The organism is Sphingobacterium pedocola (assembly GCF_015209965.1).
Classification (GTDB): Bacteria; Bacteroidota; Bacteroidia; order Sphingobacteriales; family Sphingobacteriaceae; genus Sphingobacterium; species Sphingobacterium pedocola.
This window is the reverse complement of the sequence record NZ_MU158691.1, coordinates 145,318-165,297: the sequence shown is the minus strand read 5'-3', so window position 1 is coordinate 165,297 and position 19,980 is coordinate 145,318. Positions and strand designations below refer to the sequence as shown.

The following is a 19,980-nucleotide window of genomic DNA, read 5'->3' as shown; positions in this document are numbered from 1 at the left end:
GGTTGTATTTACTTTCAAATTTGTTCGTGAGATCACTCCGCTGATTTATTGAATCTTAAGCGGTTGCCTTATTCTTTAATCTGGGCGATGCGCGCATACAATTCTACCATACAGGACGTATCTAATAACCATTTCGGCGTCTTATGCTCATCTTTTCGACCTGTCCAATCCGGGCAGGGCAAACCTTCTTGATCGCGAGCATATTCCCATGCCCAGTCTGCACGTTCGATTACCGCATTCACATATTTTGGATCTCGATCTATCTCATACAGCTCCTGATAACCTCTAAACAACACCAACGTAAACCACGGTATATCCTTGACATATGGAATCCCATCCGCAGTATAGCTGAAGTAGTATGCATACGAACCTTCTGCTAATGCGCGCGCGTCTTCCAGATATTTAAGCTGTCCGGTCACGTTATATAGTCTCACTGCCGACTGGATCATGGTGCCGGTATTATATGTATAGGCGTGCTGCTGTACTTCCGTTGTCGTACGCCCCCTTACCGTCCCATCCGGTATGAGCAAGGCATTCCATATGATATCCAGCGCCTCGTCGCGGAGGGTAGCCATCATCCAATCATACGACTTTAACGCATACTGCAGATATTTCTCTTCGCCGGAAGCTTGATAGATCTTCAACGCCAGCACCGTCGCCTTACCATTACTGCAGGCCGGCTTTTGGTCACGTACTCCTTCCAGCCAAGGGACGCCCCCGCCATAATCCTTGCTCCATCCGCTCTCAATGAACGTCATCACTTCTTGCGCCTTCGCTAAGTACGATGCATTTCCTGTTATGGTATAAGAATCGATATAATCGATACCGACCAATCCGTTATCATCGTAATACCGATCTACCGTCTCAAATTTGGATGGGTAAGCTTGGTATCCATAGGGAATGCGGGTCGTATCCAGGTACTGTTCCACTGCTATTACCATGGAATCAAGATATGGTTTATAGGCATTCGAATCTAGCTCCATTAGGATGTTGACTGATGAAAACACACCACTCATAGGCCACAGGTAGGATACCTCCTTAGCCCTATGCCCCTCGTCCTGGAAATACGTGAGGTCCGGTTTATAACTGTTGGGATAATATTCAGCGAATAATCCATGCTGGGGTACCCGATATTTATTCCATACGAGTCCAAATGTTTCTTCAGCCCGCTGGAGATAACTATCTTTTTGCTGTGCTTGCATGGCGGTCATAAACATACAGAGGGCGAAAACCAATGACAATCTTTCTTTCATATTCATCAATTTCTAGTTTCTCCGCTGTATAGGGCTAAAGCACCATACGATTCAACGACAGCGCCTTGCATGAGCAAGGAGTAATATCGACCTGGGCTGCCGCCAGTCCAGTCTTCATAAAAGAAACCAATATCGGTACGGGCTTTTTTATACCCATTGTTTATAAAATTGTAATACGTATTAATGTACGTTTTGGCCCTATCATCGTGCGCCGCTAAATCAATATAAGCACGCAACAATTTTGTGTTGAACCAGGGATCGGTCTCGGTATAGGACAGTATTCCATTACGGGTTTTGACGAAATAATCATAAGCCCCTTGCGCTGTAATTTTTGCTTCTTCCAGATACTGGCTATTTCCGGTAGCTTCCGCGAGCCGTATGCCATTTTGCACCATGACAGCCGCATTGTAGGTCCACAACCGCGTATTTATCGTACCGTTCGCATTTTTATCGTTCCAATAACATTTTGTTGCTGGATCATACAGGTTGGTACGCAACCAGCTGTATAAATCGGTTGCTAACTTTAGCACACGCGGTTTTTCTGCTGCTGGACAGACCTCATAATACATGAGTAGGAAAAGTGCCGCGTACCCATTTGAACATGTGGGCTTATTGGCATCTGCTAATGTCGGATTGTATCGATAATCTTCATTCCACCACAACGCACCGCCCAACTGATCATCAATCCCGCTTTCCAAAAATGGTACAATCCGGGCTGCACGTTCAATGTAGGTTACGTCTTGTGTGATATGATAAGCCTCTATTAAATTGACCCCGATGATGGAATTGTCATCGTAAAAACGTGTTCCACCACCCGTACTGCCGTTGGTAGAAGATCCATATCCGCCTATATTGTTACCGTGTGCGGTTTGCCTATAATATTTTTCGAATCCCGAAACAATTTCGTTGTATCGGACATCATAGCCCAATTGATGCAGTTGGGATGCCCCACTTACGACAGCATCATAAGGCCATAGAAAGGAATACGTAGCGTCTCCGGACTGCATCGGGTAATTTTCTTTGTATAGGTCTCCCGCTTTATAATATTGATTGATAAGATCAAAAATTTCTTTGGCCCTTGCTGGCGAATTTACCGCTTCTGTTGGCGGTCTATTATCTTCCGGTTTTACATAAGGCTCTGATCCATCATCACATGCTGTGCTGATAAACGCAATTAACAGTAAATAGCATATCTTTTTCATCGGTTTATAAATTTGTAATAGTAGAAAATTCATGTATCATCAGGTTTTCCTTATTTGTATTTATCGTAATGGTGGCTCTTTTCGAATTGAGGTCACCTTTCATTTTCCATAAGTGATCCCACTGGCTCCAGTTAAATTCCCCAATTTCGTAGAATGATAGCGGCTCACCGCCGGTAGGTCGTTCACTACTTACCCCATCCATTCGTCCCCAGCACTTGTCCGCACCATTCACTGCGGCGATAAAATAATATCTTTCCTCTATCCAGCTTAGCCATCCTGGCGGATTGGTTTCCGGCTTACTGGGATCGATAAATCGGATCGCTGTATTCTGAGCTGCAAATTTGCCACCACCCACGTAGGCCAACTGCCCGATCACATCGTAAGTGGCGCCCCAAATACAGCGTACATTCGATATCACTTCGGTCTTTACAGACAGCGTATTAAAATCGACGGTAATCCGGTAGGGGTTGGCATTTGGAGCGAGGTTGATCGTCCCTGCACCTTCCTTGAGCTTTGCACCGTCCAAATAATACCCAAATTCGTCCTCACCGATTTTTCCCTTCAATTCCAGGTCGCCATTTCCAGCTACCTTAGAATATATCACATAGATGCCATCCGAGGCCTCCCGAAATAGCGAACCCTCGGTGCCATTGCTTTCGTTACCCGCGCCATACAAATACAGGTTGTTCGGCATGTTGTCTATTCCCTCACCGCGGGTTACAGCAATGTCCTTTGCTAGATCGGTGGGTCTCACGTCTCCGCCTTTCGAGGTCAGTACTGACCAAGACAGTTCTCCGGTCTCGCCCGGCTTTATACCCGCTTTGCGCGCAATGGCATTCAGCGCAGCGTGGGTAAGTGTCAGTTTCGGTTCCGCACCGAAATCACTTTTAATCCGCTCGACAGGTTGCGATAAATCTGTCCCCTTTTTGGCGAAAACCACTTCGTATAACACATAGGATCCGTCGCCCGCCGCACCCCCACTCCAAGATAAAGCGATATTATTGGACGAGGTAACATCCAACTGGACTTTCTCGGGCGACGATAATTCAGTCGGTACTGTAAAATCGGCGGACAGCTGGTATTCTTTGGAGCAGCCGTTCAATAGCAATAGAAGGGCTGCTATAATGGATAAAGATAAATAGTTCATGCTATTCAATTTAAAAGTTACCATGGTGAATTTTGTGAGAGGTTGCTATTTAGATCTCGTTCATTTTGCGGAATCGGCCACAAATAATGCTTAGACGCATCGAACTTCCGATTTTCTACGCGTACAAAGCCGTTATCCGTACCCACTGCATCGCCGGTATAGATTCCATGAGTCCATCCGTTCAGTACCTGCTCCGCTATCCGCCAGCGGATGATATCCTTCTGCCTTAGCCCTTCGAGTGCTAGTTCGCTGCGGCGTTCCCGGCGCACGATGTCCCTCAGGTTACCACCTGTAGGGTATGCCAACGCCCGTGCATCCGTAAATCCAGCCCTAGCACGGATCGGCCGTATCGTGCGGTTCCATTCCGTCTCGTTCAACTGTCCCTGTTCGGCCAGTGCCTCGGCATGCATTAGCAGGATATCCGCATAACGCATTAAGATGATATTAAGCCCCGACATGAGGTTAGAACGGTAGGTGTTGTCCCAATACTTTTTGATGTAATAACCGGTAGCCGATGCATCAGACGAGAAGCCGAATCCATCGGGAGAAACGCCCGGCCGACTGTCGACAACGTGTTCCGAACCATTGGCTAAAGTGTAGGAATTATCCGGATAGATGATGGTCGCTTCCAAGCGTGGATCCCGGTTGGCAAAGGCGTTGCTCGGGTCGTAACTAGACGAAGGCGCTTCATCAATGGGATAGCCATCCAGTGTCAGGTAATTATCGACCAATTCCTGAAGCGGAGAAAGCTGTGAATAGCCTCCCAACGAGGGTGGCAGAAAATGGTACTGGACCTGATGTTCCCGATCAACGGGTTTGTATTGTACATCTAACATCACTTCGGTATTGTTCTCGTGCTGAATGGTGAACAATTGTTCGTAATCACCGTGTAACGAAAAGCCTCCCTCTGACATGATCTTATTCGTTAGGGGCGTAACCTCCTTGTATCGTTCTCCCCCTTCAAATAGCAGGATTCGTGCTTTCAGGCCCATGGCCGCCCAACGGGTTACACGTCCGGTGTTCTGTTCATCGTATGAAGGCGGCAGGTAATTGTTATCAATAACCGTAGACAGCTGACCCAGCAGGTTATTGACCACTTCCGATTTAGCAGTGCGGCCCAATGTCCGGGATTCCTCGATGGAGATCACTTTCGTGAAGTAGGGTATATCGCCAAACTTAGAATAGAGCTCAAAATAATGATACGCGCGGATAAAAGTCGCTTCACCCCTGTACCGGTTACGTAGCTCGTCACTTAGTCCGGGGATACGATCCAGATTATTAAGCAACTGATTACATTGGTGGATACCGCTATAGCGGTAGTCCCATACGCTGCGCACATAATTATCAGCCGTGGAGAATGTTCCATTTCCGATGGCCTGATTATGGGTATTCGATACTTTGGTATAGGCATTATCCGTCATCACATCGGAATACAAAACCTCATCGGCATTGTTCAACCCCTGATAACATCTGTTAACCGAATACAAGGCCGACTCGGGTTTATTCCAATACTCCGTATCCGTCTCCCTATCGTGTGGCGTAAGGTCTAGATCGTGGCATGATGCAAAAAGCATGCATGTGATAACTGTTGTTATGGTATATCTTAATAGGTGCTTGTTCATAATGGTACGTTTAAAAGTTAAGATTCAAGCCGACCGAATAGGTCCGGTTTACGGGGTAGATACGCCCGCCACCATCGGAAGTCTCCGGATCCCATCCACCTTTCATATCGGTTAGGGTCAGCGCATTCTGCACACTGGTATAAACACGAAGGCGATTTAACGAAATCCTTTCGGTCCATTTATGTGGAAACGTATAGCCCAATTGTATGTTTTTCAGGCGCAGATAGGCCGCGTTCTCGATCCAAAAACTGGATTTTGCGGCGTTGTTTGCCGATTCTGCTCCTACAGTAAGACGCGGATACCCCGCATCTGGATTTGTGGGTGTCCATCGATCTACATGAAAATCGAAAACCGGTCCTTCGTTATTGTTATGAAAAGCTTCCACAGACTCGCCTCTCAACCATACTTTTCGTTGTCCGACCCCTTGCCAGAACATAGAGAAATCTACACCCTTCCATCCTGCACCGTAGTTGAAACCATATAACATACGTGGGAATCGATTGCCCAGTACGAAGCGATCGTCATCTTCCCGCACGATACCGTCGCCATTTTTATCCAGGTAGCGAAGATCGCCCTGTTTCGGTGTGATCCCATCCAAATGGGGGCCTTGTGCGACCTCGCTGTCCGACTGGAAGAATCCGTCCCAACGGTATGCATAGTAAGATTCAATCGGATAGCCTTCGCGTACGACAGTGTTTACATCCGACCCATTGATCCATTGCGTCCCCTTGAGGTCGATTACCTTGTTCTTGCTATCGGATACATTTGCGGAGATGGTATGATTTACCGCTCCCGTGTTAAACTGGTAACGTGCCGCAAATTCCCATCCCTTGTTCTGCACTTTACCTGCATTCTGTATCGGTGTACCACCGCCAAACATACCTGGAACAGGGATTTCAATGAGAATATCGTAGGTATCATTCACATAATACTCCCCCGTAAGGGTCAGCGCATTGTTCAGGAAACCCAGGTCTGCCCCTACATTAAACATCTGCGTGGTTTCCCAGCGTAAATCCGGATTAACAGCATCAAAGGAGGCAACTGGATATATTGTATTACCAAAGTTGTATCCCTGCGTGACATTAACCGTGGCCTGGTAGCTATAATCGTCTATGCGGTTGTTACCGACCAGACCCCATGATGATCTGATCTTTGCGGACGGCATGATGTTTTTAAGACCCTCGGGATAGAAGTTTTCCTCGGAAAGCCTCCATCCGGCAGATAATGATGGGAACCAGGCAGAACGGTTGCCTTTCCTGAACTTAGACGAAATATCGTCACGCAGATTAAACTCGAACAGGTACCGATCGGCAAAATTATAGTTCATCCGTAAAAATGCGGAATAGATCGACCATTCGTGCTGCCACTCCTCGTTACCGGTATTCGCCGTCTGTGCACCCCCCATGATGTCTCTATTGGACTCGTCGACGAGCCGAAACGTTTCAAAACGGTTGTCCGTGCCGCCCTCATAAGAGTAGCCGACGATGGAGTTGAACATATGTTCTCCCCACGACTTATCGTATGCTAAGACGAGATTAGTGGTGATGTTCTCTATGCGCTGTGAACTATTTGTCATGCGGTTCTCCAGATCGCCCGATCCCGGAATCGACTTGCGGTTTTCTTTCAGTCGGTTGTTATACAACTGTGCGCCCACCATCCCGCGTAGTTTCAATCCGTCCAGAATCTTAAATTCGGCATTCAGGATACCCGATAGATCGTCGTTGGCACTGCGTCGTAGCCCCCCCTGCTCTAGGCGGGCCAAGGAATTCGAATTGCTACCGCCTGGGTAGGTATAATCGCCATTTTCGTTTCTTATCGGGTAGATCGATGGCATACGGGTAGCCTGCTCAATGATCCAGTCCGTCCAATAAGCATGATCTTTCACGGTATTCCGTGCATAGGCAGCCAACAGACCTACCTTGAGACGGTCGGAAACTTGCGTTTCCACATTGGTACGAAAATTAAACCGTTCTAATCCGTAATCTGGCCCCTTAAACATACTCTCCTGATCGGTATAAGCCCCGGAGATTAGGTACGTCGTCTTGTCGTTGCCACCAGAAAGCGACAGGTTGTGCGACTGCTGCGGCGCACTGTTGCGGTATATTTCTTTCATCCAATTGGCATTGGGTCCGTTTTCCCGAAAGTTCCGTATCTGTCCCGAGGAGAACTGCGTTGGTCGGCCCGAGTTAACGAGTGCTTCGTTCCGTAGTTCGGCATACACCCACGAGTCGACTATCTTAGGCAAAAAAGTCGGTGTCTGTGCCGCATGTATATAATCATACGATAGGCGTGTCAATCCTTTGCTGCCCCTTTTCGTCGTGATGAGGATAACACCGTTGGATGCACGGGAACCATAGATCGCAGCGGATGCCGCATCTTTCAATACAGATATGTTTTCAATATCCGCCATATTCACGTTCTGGATATCGCCCTGAATACCATCGATGATAACCATCGGATCATTGTTATTCAAGGTATTAATCCCGCGGATATTGATCGACGGGCGGCTTCCAGGCTGCGAATTGCTTTGTTGGATAGTTAACCCTGGTGTAGTGCCCTGTAAAGCTTCAACAACATTCACAACCGGTCTACCTTCCAGTTCTTCCATATTTACCGAAGATATTGCACCGGTTACATTTATTTTCCTTTGGGTGCCGTAACCGACCACTACCACTTCATCCAGTTCCTCGCTTCTGGACAGGAGAACAATCCGTACACTCGCTCTTCCTGCTACGGCGATCTCTTGTGTCTGGTACCCGATGTACGACACCGTTAAGGTCGCATCGGATGAAGACACGTTCAGCGCGAAGCGGCCTTCAGAATCCGTTAGCGTCGAATTGGTTGCGCCGAGCTCCTTTACGGAAGCGCCAGAAACTGCCGCACCGGAAGCATTAACGATTACGCCCTCCACTGGAGTATCAACATCCTGTGCAGCTATTGAAAACGCTTGTAAACCTAAAATAACGCAGAAGAGATACCGAAGAAATATAGTATGTTTTTGGGCAAAGAAGGAGGAGGTCTGTCCCCGGCTCTTGATAATGGATAATTTATTTTTCATATCATCATAATTTAATCTTTAGCGATTTATAATCTAATTGCCCAATGCATGTAATGCATAGGCATAAGCACCTAATGAAATAGCTTTACTCGTTCCAAGCGCTGTTTTCATGATGAAGGTTCTTTTATGGGGGTTGTAGTTTATTGTCTTAGTTGTATTTGGAATGGTTATGGTTCGCTGCATTTCTGTCCTGGCCCGTTCTACGCTGCCGTCCGCCATGGCATCGATGACCTGCATTTGCAGACGCGGAAGGATATCTCCCGAAAACGTGTTTAACGTGGAATTTAGTTCGTTGATCAGCGCGGGCATAATGTATTTCGCTGCGCCCATAATCCCCCCGCCAATAACAACGATACCGTCTGCAAATGTCAATAAGTGTGCGATGGCATCTCCTGCTACCTCGCCGAACTGGGCAAAACTAGCTAGAGCGGCGTCCCGATTGCCGGGGGCATCGCCTTCGGCGATGCAAAATATGTCCTGCGGTGTTAAGTTATCGTCCTGGACACCCGCCCGTTCACGATACACCCGCGTAATGGCACGTATGCTCACACTTTCCTCTGCAATCTTTTCCGGATAAAGTTTGTTGCGGAATACCCACACATCGCCTCCGCAATCGTTATCGCCGGTCAACAAATGATTATTGATTACTACTCCGGATCCAAAGCCGGTACCGAAGGTGATCCCGATAAGGTTGCGGTATGTTTTGCCGTAGCCTAGCTCTTTCAACCGGCTATTCAACGCGGGCAAAGCACCTGCCAGCGCTTCACCATAGGCAAAAAGATTACCGTCGTTATTGATAAAAACAGGGATTTGGAAATGTTCTTGTAAGAAAGGTCCAAGCGGAACCCCTCCCCGAAAAGAGGGAAAATTGGGCAGATCATGAATAATCCCATTTTTGTAATCTGCGGGTCCGGGAAAGGCGAAGCTTATGGCTACAGGCGCCTTAGGCAACTGCTGCCTTATATGCGTAAATCCGTCGACCAATGTCTGAAGACATTTTTTTAAATCATCAGGATACGCTGGTAAACGATAAGGAGCTACTATTTCCTTATTGGCTTGAATGGCGGAAAACACCATGTTTGTTCCACCTGCATCCAATGTTAGTACTATGCGGTTATCGTAGTCGTACATAGGTTAGTTTTTGAATTTAAAGGAAATGGAAGCCATAATAAGCATACTGATCAGTACAATAGATAGCCCTGCCGTAAAATTTAAGTTATCGGTAATCACACCTTGTAAAGGCAGCAACAGGGCTCCACCCGAAACCCCCATAATCATCAATGCCGATATCTCATTTGCGTGCTTCATATCATGTTGTAACGCCAAGGAAAACACAATCGAAAATACATTTGCGCAGGCAAGTCCTACTAGGACAATAAACAGCAGTAATATCCATAGCGCGGAACTAATCATTATACCAACAAAAGCAAAAACAGCCAATACAATCGTTCCCCGCAGGAATTTTCTGGCAGAGAACCTAACCAGCAAGAGTGCACCAACAAAGGTTCCGATGGTACGCGCTGCAAAATAAAGGCTTGTTCCCAAAGCAGCGTCTTCCAGCGGTATGGCCACCCGGTCAATAAGCAGTTGGGGTATACTCGTGTTGAGTCCCACATCAACGCCCACAATCAACACCACAATGAGGATGCAGTTGATCAGGTACCGGTCTTTCAATAAAGCAAAAAGCTGTCGGAAAGACGACGCCTTTTCCACGGTTTTTACCGGGTCGTCGGGATGCAGCGTATAAAGCACCGCAATAGAAAATATGGTTGCCAGGCCGTAAAACAGGAAGGTAAAACGCCAGTCTCCTAGTTGTGTAGCTGTAACGCCTATCAATATAGGACCTAAAAACGAGGAAATCGCTTTGACGAACTGCCCCATTGTGAGGGTGCTGGTCAGTTTTTCCGTTCGCACGACGGCTGCTATCAGCGGATTGAGCGAGACCTGCAAAATTGTATTTCCGATGCCCAGCAGTGCGAAAGCGAGCAATACTCCAGGGTAGGTGTAGCCTAGGAAGGGAATAGCCATAGCGAGCGCCGTAACCAACAACGAAACAGCTACTGTCTTCTTACGGCCGATTTTACCCATGAGGATTCCAGTCGGAACAGAACATATGGCAAACCACACGAAAACCATCATCGGTATAAGACTGGCCATAGTGTCCGACAATGCAAAATCTTTCTTCACATAGTTTGTGGCTACTCCGACGATATCTACAAATCCCATGATAAAAAAATTGAGAAATATCGGAATCAGTACGAGAGGTGTTTTTTTTTCTGGGTTGTATTGCATAGCGTATGGGCGTTAAATCAAGTAATTAAATTCTTACCGATGCTTTAATAGTCATGCATGTTTTACCCACAGACGCGCCATGCGGCCGAATACGATAGGCTTCGACCGCAGCTGGAATGATGAACGTCTCAGCGTAGTGAATAATCATTGGTTCAAAGTCGTCCGTCGGACTTTCCACAATAATTTCTTCACCCTCCACCAGATTCAGTACATTGACGCTGTCTGCTGTATAATGTGTAACCGGAACAGAAAAAGTATGCCGACGTGTTTCGATAAATTCACTTTTATGCAGACCCGTCTTTTCTTCGACCCAGCCATCACCCGTCACAACCACCTCGACATCATTTACCAATTGGGTCATAGTGTATGCCGTATCGCAATCTAAATTGAGCACTTCTTTGCCGCGTTGCACGTTAATAGGCCGTGGTTTTCCGTCTAAACCCAACCGTTGCCAGTCCCACAGTTTAAACGTAAATAAATTTGGTGTCGAACTAATTTCGAGTACTACGGCATTTATTCCTGAGCAATGTATGGTCCCTGCCGGAATAAGGAAATGATCGTGTTTTTTCGTTGGAATTTTATTCACAAATTTATCTGCATCGAACACAAGTTCACCTTGTTCCGCACGTTCCAGCTCGTGAATCATCGCTTCGCCATCGACGCTCGTTTTTAGTCCGAGGTAGACAAAGGCATCTTCTTTCGCATCCATGATATAGTAGCTCTCATCCTGCGTGTAGGGTAATCCAAAATGATCACGGGCATACTGTGTGGTGGGATGCACCTGAAGACTCAGGTTGCCGCCGTCCACCGTATCCAAAAAGTCAAAACGGATCGGAAAATCTTTTCCAAAACGGGCTTCCACCGGTTTGCCGAGCAATGCGCTGCTCCGGGTATACACCAGATTCACGGAAGGCATCTCGAATATGATATCGTCGACATCAAGGAGCAAACTATTCTCCTCTGGTACACAATCAAAACCCCAACCATAATTCACTTTCGAGGATTCAAGATCAAACTCATCTTTCATCCACTGGCCACCCCATGGCGCCGGATCAAAAAAGGGCACTACACGAAAAGGTGAAGCAGCTGCTTTGTCCATACCTGCAAAGAATGTCTGCCGATCAATCATTTTAGGCGCTTGTGGCATTACGGTATCAATCCAAAAATCCACCTTCTCGTAAATTGTACGCTTGTGTTTGTCCAGCACACGCCAATCGTTAAACAATCCACGCTTATATTGAAGCGAAAAAGGTTCCTTCCTGTTGTCTATACCTAATGCCGTTGCTTCCTGCTTACGCATGCGTAGCTGTATTTCCCATCGCGGCATATCGGCATAGATCAGCGTATCAGCGTTTGCCACCAGCTGTGCCCCATGGCCGAAAACCACTACACGCCCTTCAGCCTCCTGAATCGCCTGTTGCGCGGCTTTCAATTTTTTTGAGTCGAAATATTCAACTAGGGAAATATTAGAATTGTATCCAAACAGCACATCGTCGGTCATAAAACGAGCGGTCAATACTGTGGCATCCGATTCCGGGATAAATAAATCTTTGGTGTGGATAAAGAGATCCGATTCCAGTTGCGTAATTTGCGTTTGTAGCTCTTCGTGGCTTATTCCGGTGTAACAGTCTATTACCACGGTACTTTTGTCGGTGCTATGCTTTTTCAAAACAGAAATAATAGCGCTCCAACCTTCTACAGCAAAACCATTTAATCCGATAGCGGGCTTCTTCTTGTAAGTACTTAACATGTTTATAATTGTATAATTGTTCATCTATATGTTCAGTATGTATAAACATATAACAAAAGCAAATATATTAGCATTTCATTAAAAAACAAACAAATCACATTATTTTTTTTTATTTTTGTGCACAGACATGGAATTACAAATAGATCATAAAAGCTCCGTACCCTTTCATAAACAGGCAGAAGAGCTTATTCGTAAGCTTATCGAAGAACCGCAGTATCGGGATGGACAGTACCTTCCAAAGGAAGTCGACTTGTCTGAACAATTAAAAATATCACGGAATACCTTACGACAGGCCATTAGTACATTGGTAACAGAAGGACTGCTTGTTCGGAAAAAAGGGGTCGGCACACGTGTACAGAAAAAGAAAATATTTAGTGGTGTCAGTAACTGGCTGAGTTTTTCCGAGGAAATGCGGATCCTAGGTATCGAGATCCACAATTTCGAACTGCAGATATTTAGGCATGAGGTATCAGCGGAGGTTGCGGCCTTTTTCAACATTGAGGTGTCTACAAAAGTTATGAGACTTGAACGGTTACGTGGAAAAAAGGGCACACCTTTCGTTTACTTCATTTCAGAGTTTAATCCAACGATACCCATTTCGGCATCCGAAAACTTCAACCGGCCGCTTTATGAGATTCTTGAAACCGATTATGGTGTTGTGGCTTTTAATTCTAAGGAGGAAATCAGCGCTGCCGGCGCGGATGCATTTCTGGCGTCCAAATTGGAGATCAGACCGGGTGATCCCATCCTTATTCGGAAACGGTATGTATACGACATTGACAACAATCCTATTGAATTCAATATAGGTTGTTATCGCGCAGACTCTTTCACCTATACAATCGAGAGTAAACGGAACATCCGGTAGTTCAAACCTCCCTTAAGAATCACAAAATAAGTTCAATCAAAAGATTGGGCTTTTTTCTGTATTCAAGGAGATGAGAACAGAAAGGCCTTATTTGGTAGGCAATTCAACAGGTGTCCTTTTACCGGTAATCATTTTGATCATTACGGGTGCAGTGGCCAATATGACAATCCCTAAGATAACATATTCGAGATTTCGTTGAACCCAGGCATTTTCACCAAGTAAGTAACCAAGCGTAACCAAGCTGCTGACCCAAATAACACCACCAAGAACATTATAAAACACAAATTTCTTAAAATCCATTCCGACTATTCCCGCAACGATCGGAGCAAACGTACGCACAACGGGAAGAAACCTAGCCAAAATAATAGCAACCCCACCCTGCTTTTTATAAAAAGCCTGTGCCTTGTAAATGTATTCTTTCTTGAATAGCCAATTATCTTTCATTTTTAGCAAACGATGTCCAAAATATTTACCACACCAGTAGCCTACGAAATTCCCCAATATAGCGACAATTGAGATCAGGGAGATCCAATATAATAGTACCAATAAAGGGTTGGAATCTCCAATTTCCATGTTGGCAATAATTATTCCGGCTATAAAAAGAATCGGATCACCAGGTAAGAAAAAACCGATCAAAATTCCTGTTTCTGCAAAAATAATGAACAGTAACAAATAAAGACCTCCATGCGCTACGATCCAATCCGGATCCGTTAGATGGTTAAAAAACACTAAAAGCTCTTCCACAAATAATTATATATATACTCACAAATTAACAAACCAATACTGGAAACAATTAGGAAGAATCGAGCCAGAAATAAAGACTTTAGAAAATGTACCAATAAATCCCACTTCACCCCTTGATTTCATTCTTTTCCTTATCGTAAAAACGTACCAAACGGCGATAATTCAAAACGTTTTTAAATCCATTTTTTTGCTTTCCTCTATTTTAAGCTGAACACGAAAACCGAAGCATCTGTCGACCGGCGAAAGCAGTATGTAGCAAAATCGAACTTGGATTTCCAATTTTATCACTGGCTAAATTACAAAAAAAAACGATCCGTACGGCATCATGTATGGATGGAAGCACAAACTTAACATCAGATTCGAATTGTTTTACGAAAAAAAAACAAAACTATCCGCAGATCGTCATCGAAAAGTAAACGAAGCCTAATCGAAAGACTGGTTTTTTGTTTCAACAATTTCCTGTATTATTGCACAGACTCCTATCAACTCGACAAGTGAAGATTAAACTTTATGAAGAAAAACAAAAAAAGCTGTGATTTAAAAAGTTGTTTTATGTGCCGACTAGCGATCGACGATTGGAAACATTCCATCGACCTTAATCGTAAAAACATCGTATTTAAAAAAGGAGAACAGATCATTCGCGAGGGAGATCCAGTTAATGGGATTTACTTTGTGCACAATGGAAAAGTAAAAGTGCATAAAAAATGGGGTGAAAAAGAAATTATTATTCGGTTCGCAAATAATGGAGATATTATTGGTCATCGCGGCTTAGGAACGCACAACTCTATTTTTCCTATATCCGCGACTGCCTTAGAAACAACGACAATTTGTTTTATCGAACTTGATTTTTTCTTATCGACACTGAAAGTAAATACAGACTTAACCTACCAGCTCATGTTATTTTTTGCAGACGAACTTAAAGAGTCAGAATCTAAGATGCTGAATCTAGCCCATATGATGGTAAAAGGTAGGATTATATTAGCCATTCTCAAATTAGAAGCACAATTTGGAACCAATGAGGCGGGGTTCATTGATATCAACTTGAGCAGACAGAGTCTGGCGGATTTCGCCGGAACAACCTATGAAACTGTTTTTAGAATATTAAATGAACTGTCATTACAAAATCTCATTATTACAAAAGGGCGTGCTATACATATTAAAGAACACGAGGAGCTTAAAAAACTAATAGACGGCGCTCTGTAAAATTCTGCCATGTCATCTACGCTAAATACTGTCGAATAAGGGTAAATCAAAAAATTCCGTCACTAACAATACGTATAGTCACACTAAAATTTCTCGATTATTTTATCGGCAAACTCACTCGTTTTTAATAAAAAAGCGTCGTCCATAAGATTGTAAAAATCCACGGTCACAGTTTTATCTTTAATCGTTTGCGCCAACGCTTTTACAATCAGATCTGCTGCCTCTTGCCAGCCCATATATTCCAACATCATTACTCCACTTAAAATAACCGAGGAAGGATTCATCGTATTGGTATTTGCAAATCTTGGAGCCGTACCATGAGTAGCTTCGAAAATAGCGTGTCCGGTTTTGTAATTTATGTTAGCGCCCGGAGCAATCCCAATTCCACCTACCATGGCAGCTAAAGCGTCAGAAATATAATCTCCATTTAAATTCAAGGTCGCTATTACCGAGAAATCTTTCGGGGCAAGTAGAATCTGTTGTAGAAAATTATCCGCAATCATATCCTTTATAATGATCTTACCCTGCTCTTCAGCCTCTTTTTGTGCTGCATTAGCTGCTTCCTGCCCTTTCTCTGTACGTGTTTTCTCCCATTGTCCCCATGTATACGTAAGATGACCATATTCCGTTTCCGCTACCTCAAAACTCCAATTTTTGAAAGCACCTTCCGTATACTTCATAATATTCCCTTTATGCACAACTGTAACCGAAGGCAGGCCATGTGCAATTGCATATTCTATTGCCGATCGCATTAATCGTTTGGACCCTTCTTCTGAAACCAGTTTAATTCCAAGCCCGGTTGTATTCGTAAAATTGTACGTTATATGAAGTTCTTCTTCCAAAAATCGCTGAATTCGCTGTGCATCATCCGTACCCGCAGCAAATTCGATACCTGCATAAATATCCTCCGTATTTTCCCTAAAAATCACCATATTGACGTTTTCAGGATTCTTTACCGGGGAAGGAACACCTTCATACCATTTAGTAGGCCGTAGACAAACATACAAATCCAACTCTTTTCGCAACGCAACATTCAGCGACCTTATCCCCTCACCGATAGGAGTTGTAAGGGGACCTTTAATACCCACCAAATGCGATCTAAAAACATCCAGCGTTTCTGCGGGGAGCCAGTTTCCATTCTGACTAAAAGCCTTTTCCCCAGCCAACACCTCCTTCCACGAGATACTTCGTCGGCCGTCGTATGCCTTTCTAACGGAAGCATCAAAAACTCTCACCGCTGCCTGCCAGATATCCGGCCCTATACCGTCTCCAATAATAAAAGGAATAATCGTATTGTTTGGAACAGACAGACGCCCGTCCGACCCCATAGTAATTTTCTCACTCATAAACATATTAATTATAATACTATAACTTATCTCTACCAAACATATTGCCAATTTCGCGACTTATCTTTCTAAAGATCGGTGCAGTTTGAATATCTTCATACTCATCGATATGAAGATTTTCACGTCTACTCGGAAATACCAATATTAAATTTTGATTTTGATAATAGCGTCCAACCCGTTTGGCCAAGCCATCCAACGAATCTCTATAAGATACGTCGCCACTTCTAGAAGAAACAAATATCAGAAGCGAATCAGAATTGGAAAACGTGGCAAGTCCATATATATCATCCCAGTCTTCATAGTTCTCAAATGAAGAAATTACGTTGCTATTTAGCTTATCCAGCGTATTCTCCAATGAATTTTGAGTATGTTGATTACAAACAAATGAAATCGGAAGAGAGAGCTCTTGCGATAATTTCAACATTTTCTCCATCCAAAATTCAAATCCCACTTCTGACTCCGCTAAAGGGGGGACAAAAATAGTAATCAATTTATTTAAGATAAATGGTTTATCCAGACGGCACATAAATAAATTCGTATCTGTCCGGTTAAGTATACTTTCTGTCTTTTCTCCTACTATTTTTTCTACGAAACTAACTGCACTGGGCCACCCCATTATAAGACAGTCAGCAAAAATTTCCCTGGAGGCGTTACTAATACCTCCAGCGATATTATAGTTTATTTCGGTAATCAGTTCTACCTCCGTTTCCGCTCCGGAAGCATACCTCACCATTTTATCTAGATTCTCACGGGCTACCACTTTATTTCGCTCCCCCTGTTCCACGTCCGTTACAACACTCAAAATATTCAACGGCCGAGGGGACTTTTTTGATTTGATCAATGTAGCAAAGTCCAAGATAGGTTCCATATTACCTAAATTAGCAATAGGAATTAAAATCTGTTCATCATTTTCCTGAATAGGCTCAACATGCTGTTCATCCTGATATCCCTCCAATACAACCTTTTTAGAGGCATTCTCGGTTACAAGCGAGGCAATTATACAGGTAAAAAGGATCAACACGATTGTGCCGTTCAATACGTTTTCATCTATTAACTTGCTATTATAGCCTACCATGATAATAGCCAAAGTAGCTGCCGCATGCGCATTACTTAGTCCAAATATTAAATTTCGTTGACTTTTGGAATACTTAAATGCAAACTGAGTCGCTGTTGCCGCCAAAAATTTCCCAAAAACAGCTACTAATGTTAAGGTTCCAGCGACGATAAGCGCCGTTGGTCCTTTTGTCAGCACACTTACATCCACAATCATTCCCACAGAAATAAGGAAGAATGGTATAAATATGGCATTTCCTATAAACTCAATTCGATTCATCAAAGCAGAAGAATGAGGAATCAGTTTATTAAGTGCTAATCCAGCCACAAAAGCACCAATAATATGTTCAAGGCCTGCAATTTCCGCTAGAAAAGCTGAAAAAAATACGACTGCCAAAACAAATATATAGTGCGCTGTTTTTTCTCCTTCTATTCGAGAAAAAAACCATTTAGCGAGCCTAGGAATTAACCCAAACATGATAAAGAGAAATATGGCAAAAGACACGCCTAGGGTAACCCAGAATTCAGACCCAATATTGCCTTGATTTACGCCCTTTATAACAGCCAGTATAATCAAGACCGCTGTATCCGTTAGTATTGTCCCTCCTATTGTAATCGCTACAGCCTCATTTTTAGATATACCGTAGCTGGTAACTATAGGGTAAGTTACTAAGGTATGCGTAGCAAACATACTGGCTATCAATACACTCGGCAGTAAACTATAGTCTAATAAGTAATAACAAACAGGGAACCCAATAGATATAGGGATAATGAATGTCAAAAAGCCGAACAACGCACTTTTATTTTTCGTCTTTTGAAATTCATTCATATCTAATTCCAGCCCCGCAATAAACATAATATACAAAAGACCAATTGTCGAAAATAAATCTATTGCATCTACTCCCGTCATATTAACAGCCTTCTGATCAATTTTCGACAACCAATTGAGTCCATGAGGGCCTAGAATTACACCGAATAAAATGAAACCAATAATACCTGGTACTTTAATAGGTCGAAGAATGATCGGAGAAAGTAGTATAATAAATAGCACCAGCGCAAAAACCAATACAGGATTGGTAAGAGGTGTTCTAAACGCGTCGCTTAAGTGATCTAAAAAATTATTCATAAAAATATACTACGGATCTATAGCCCTAAAAACGCAGGAATATACGAAAAAAATAAGTTTTTCACCAAAGACGACGTTTAATTCATCTGTATTATTTAAATTGAATAGTCTTAATGGGTGAAATACGGGATATCAACATCGAAGGAATATACAAGGTAATCAGTGCGATAAAGACTATAGCAATATTCAAAAGAATCACATCGTACCACGCTATCGACATCGGAACGTATCCAATATAATAAATCGATGGGTCCAGTTTAAAAAACTTGGTATTTGTTTGAAACCAGTATAAACTTATCGTAATGATATTACCAATAATTAATCCATACCCTATAAGATAAATGGAATTGTAAAGAAATACTTTTCGGATTTGCCTATTTGCCATACCCAATGATTTCAAAACTCCTATCATGGAAGTACGTTCTAATATCGATATGAGTAAAGCAGAAATCATATTTATTATTGCCACGATCACCATCAATACAAAAATAATATCGTCATTCATATCCAACATCTTTAACCAATTAAAGACGTCCGGAAATTGTTCAATGATATTCGTTGCTTTCAACGCTACCGGCAACTCTTCATCAACCGCAGCAGTAGTTTTCTGTATTTCCTCAAAATTTTTCACCCGCACTTCATAAGCCCCCGCATCCCCCGGGTCAAGATTATTAAGCCGTCTTATTAAATCCAAAGAACCTATCACATACATCTTGTCCAATTCTGCCGAATTTGTTTGAAAAACACCTTTAACAAACATTTTCCGTTTACGGATTGGTGTTTGAACAAAGTACATAATAAAGTCGTCACCTACTTTCAGATTTAATCGATCAGCCAATAGCTTGGAGATTAATATTTCTGTATCGGAATCTTGGTTTGCAAAGTTCAGCGTATCACCGACGACTAGCGTCCGGGCGAGAAAAGATTGATTGTAACTCTTTTCCACCCCTTTCAGTAATACCCCTTCTACTTCACCATCCACATTCATAATCCCCGCTTTTGTCGCAAACGGCACCACATCCACTACGTTGGGAAGCTTTATAATCCGGTCTAGGTTTTCCCGCGAAAGAGAAATAGGAGAATTTTCATACGAGTCATTAAGGTCATTTTTAGAAATGATGACATCGCTAAAAAAACCCCTTTGCTTAGCCGTTACTTCATCTTTAAATCCCCTCAAAATAGCAACAGAAAGTATAATAGCAATTACAGCCAAAGCTAACGCACCGATAGTCACCCTCACGATCAATTTCGAAAAAGTTCGATGCCCTTTAAACACGATTCGCTTCGCGAGAAAAAATGGAAAATTCAAGCTTAAATTA

The 19,980-nt window shown here is 43.5% G+C and carries 14 protein-coding genes; 2 read left to right on the top strand and 12 right to left on the bottom strand.

Annotation, left to right across the window (positions count from 1 at the left end):
* Positions 1–68: 68 nt before the first annotated feature.
* Genes C4F40_RS16615 through C4F40_RS16580 form a run of 8 tightly spaced genes read right to left on the bottom strand, consistent with a single transcriptional unit; the run spans position 69 to position 12,348 of the window.
* Entirely contained in the window at positions 69–1,253 is a 1,185-nt protein-coding gene (locus C4F40_RS16615) for a glycoside hydrolase family 76 protein (RefSeq protein ID WP_196940547.1), read from the bottom strand.
* 5 nt (positions 1,254–1,258) lie between these two features.
* Positions 1,259–2,455 (bottom strand): glycoside hydrolase family 76 protein, encoded by a 1,197-nt coding sequence (locus tag C4F40_RS16610; protein WP_196940546.1) that lies wholly within the window; start codon positions 2,453–2,455, stop codon positions 1,259–1,261.
* Between the two features lie 4 nt (positions 2,456–2,459).
* Entirely contained in the window at positions 2,460–3,602 is a 1,143-nt protein-coding gene (locus C4F40_RS16605; RefSeq protein WP_196940545.1) for a SusE domain-containing protein, read from the bottom strand.
* Between the two features lie 17 nt (positions 3,603–3,619).
* Positions 3,620–5,224 (bottom strand): RagB/SusD family nutrient uptake outer membrane protein, encoded by a 1,605-nt coding sequence (locus C4F40_RS16600; RefSeq protein WP_196940544.1) that lies wholly within the window; start codon positions 5,222–5,224, stop codon positions 3,620–3,622.
* A 10-nt stretch (positions 5,225–5,234) separates the two neighbouring features.
* Positions 5,235–8,282, bottom strand: a complete 3,048-nt coding sequence (locus tag C4F40_RS16595; RefSeq protein ID WP_196940543.1) for a SusC/RagA family TonB-linked outer membrane protein — start codon at positions 8,280–8,282, stop codon at positions 5,235–5,237.
* A 33-nt stretch (positions 8,283–8,315) separates the two neighbouring features.
* Positions 8,316–9,413, bottom strand: coding sequence for an ROK family protein (locus tag C4F40_RS16590; protein WP_196940542.1), 1,098 nt, complete (start codon positions 9,411–9,413; stop codon positions 8,316–8,318).
* A gap of 3 nt (positions 9,414–9,416) precedes the next feature.
* Positions 9,417–10,574 (bottom strand): MFS transporter, encoded by a 1,158-nt coding sequence (locus C4F40_RS16585; protein ID WP_196940541.1) that lies wholly within the window; start codon positions 10,572–10,574, stop codon positions 9,417–9,419.
* 25 nt (positions 10,575–10,599) lie between these two features.
* Complete coding sequence (locus C4F40_RS16580) at positions 10,600–12,348, bottom strand: class I mannose-6-phosphate isomerase (protein ID WP_231390100.1); 1,749 nt, start codon at positions 12,346–12,348, stop codon at positions 10,600–10,602.
* A 103-nt stretch (positions 12,349–12,451) separates the two neighbouring features.
* Here C4F40_RS16580 and C4F40_RS16575 point away from each other — a divergent pair, with 103 nt between their 5' ends.
* Positions 12,452–13,189: a GntR family transcriptional regulator gene (locus tag C4F40_RS16575; RefSeq protein WP_196940540.1), complete on the top strand. Its 738-nt coding sequence runs from the start codon at positions 12,452–12,454 to the stop codon at positions 13,187–13,189.
* 87 nt (positions 13,190–13,276) lie between these two features.
* On the opposite strand, the gene C4F40_RS16570 is transcribed toward C4F40_RS16575, so the two are convergent.
* Positions 13,277–13,933 (bottom strand): DedA family protein, encoded by a 657-nt coding sequence (locus C4F40_RS16570; protein ID WP_196940539.1) that lies wholly within the window; start codon positions 13,931–13,933, stop codon positions 13,277–13,279.
* A gap of 510 nt (positions 13,934–14,443) precedes the next feature.
* On the opposite strand from C4F40_RS16570, the gene C4F40_RS16565 reads away from it, so the two are divergent.
* Complete coding sequence (locus tag C4F40_RS16565; RefSeq protein WP_196940538.1) at positions 14,444–15,136, top strand: Crp/Fnr family transcriptional regulator; 693 nt, start codon at positions 14,444–14,446, stop codon at positions 15,134–15,136.
* A gap of 83 nt (positions 15,137–15,219) precedes the next feature.
* Here the strand turns inward: C4F40_RS16565 and icd are convergent, their stop codons facing one another.
* The 3 genes from icd to C4F40_RS16550 form a co-directional block, all read right to left on the bottom strand.
* A complete protein-coding gene (gene icd / locus C4F40_RS16560; RefSeq protein WP_196940537.1) occupies positions 15,220–16,482 on the bottom strand; it encodes an NADP-dependent isocitrate dehydrogenase in 1,263 nt (420 codons plus the stop codon).
* A gap of 19 nt (positions 16,483–16,501) precedes the next feature.
* Positions 16,502–18,661 carry a cation:proton antiporter gene (locus C4F40_RS16555; RefSeq protein ID WP_196940536.1) on the bottom strand — a complete coding sequence of 720 codons (2,160 nt, stop codon included), beginning with the start codon at positions 18,659–18,661 and terminating at the stop codon, positions 16,502–16,504.
* A 91-nt stretch (positions 18,662–18,752) separates the two neighbouring features.
* A complete protein-coding gene (locus C4F40_RS16550) occupies positions 18,753–19,970 on the bottom strand; it encodes an ABC transporter permease (protein WP_196940535.1) in 1,218 nt (405 codons plus the stop codon).
* Positions 19,971–19,980: the final 10 nt, after the last annotated feature.

What these genes read in the sequence shown, in the direction of transcription:
- C4F40_RS16615 (WP_196940547.1), bottom strand. Translation starts at nt 1,253, where the DNA reads ATGAAAGAAAGATTGTCATTGGTTTTCGCCCTCTGTATGTTTATGACC.
- C4F40_RS16555 (WP_196940536.1), bottom strand. Translation starts at nt 18,661, where the DNA reads ATGAATAATTTTTTAGATCACTTAAGCGACGCGTTTAGAACACCTCTT.
- C4F40_RS16610 (WP_196940546.1), bottom strand. Translation starts at nt 2,455, where the DNA reads ATGAAAAAGATATGCTATTTACTGTTAATTGCGTTTATCAGCACAGCA.
- C4F40_RS16585 (WP_196940541.1), bottom strand. Translation starts at nt 10,574, where the DNA reads ATGCAATACAACCCAGAAAAAAAAACACCTCTCGTACTGATTCCGATA.
- C4F40_RS16575 (WP_196940540.1), top strand. Translation starts at nt 12,452, where the DNA reads ATGGAATTACAAATAGATCATAAAAGCTCCGTACCCTTTCATAAACAG.
- C4F40_RS16605 (WP_196940545.1), bottom strand. Translation starts at nt 3,602, where the DNA reads ATGAACTATTTATCTTTATCCATTATAGCAGCCCTTCTATTGCTATTG.
- C4F40_RS16590 (WP_196940542.1), bottom strand. Translation starts at nt 9,413, where the DNA reads ATGTACGACTACGATAACCGCATAGTACTAACATTGGATGCAGGTGGA.
- C4F40_RS16600 (WP_196940544.1), bottom strand. Translation starts at nt 5,224, where the DNA reads ATGAACAAGCACCTATTAAGATATACCATAACAACAGTTATCACATGC.
- icd (WP_196940537.1), bottom strand. Translation starts at nt 16,482, where the DNA reads ATGAGTGAGAAAATTACTATGGGGTCGGACGGGCGTCTGTCTGTTCCA.
- C4F40_RS16595 (WP_196940543.1), bottom strand. Translation starts at nt 8,282, where the DNA reads ATGAAAAATAAATTATCCATTATCAAGAGCCGGGGACAGACCTCCTCC.
- C4F40_RS16580 (WP_231390100.1), bottom strand. Translation starts at nt 12,348, where the DNA reads ATGAACAATTATACAATTATAAACATGTTAAGTACTTACAAGAAGAAG.
- C4F40_RS16565 (WP_196940538.1), top strand. Translation starts at nt 14,444, where the DNA reads ATGAAGAAAAACAAAAAAAGCTGTGATTTAAAAAGTTGTTTTATGTGC.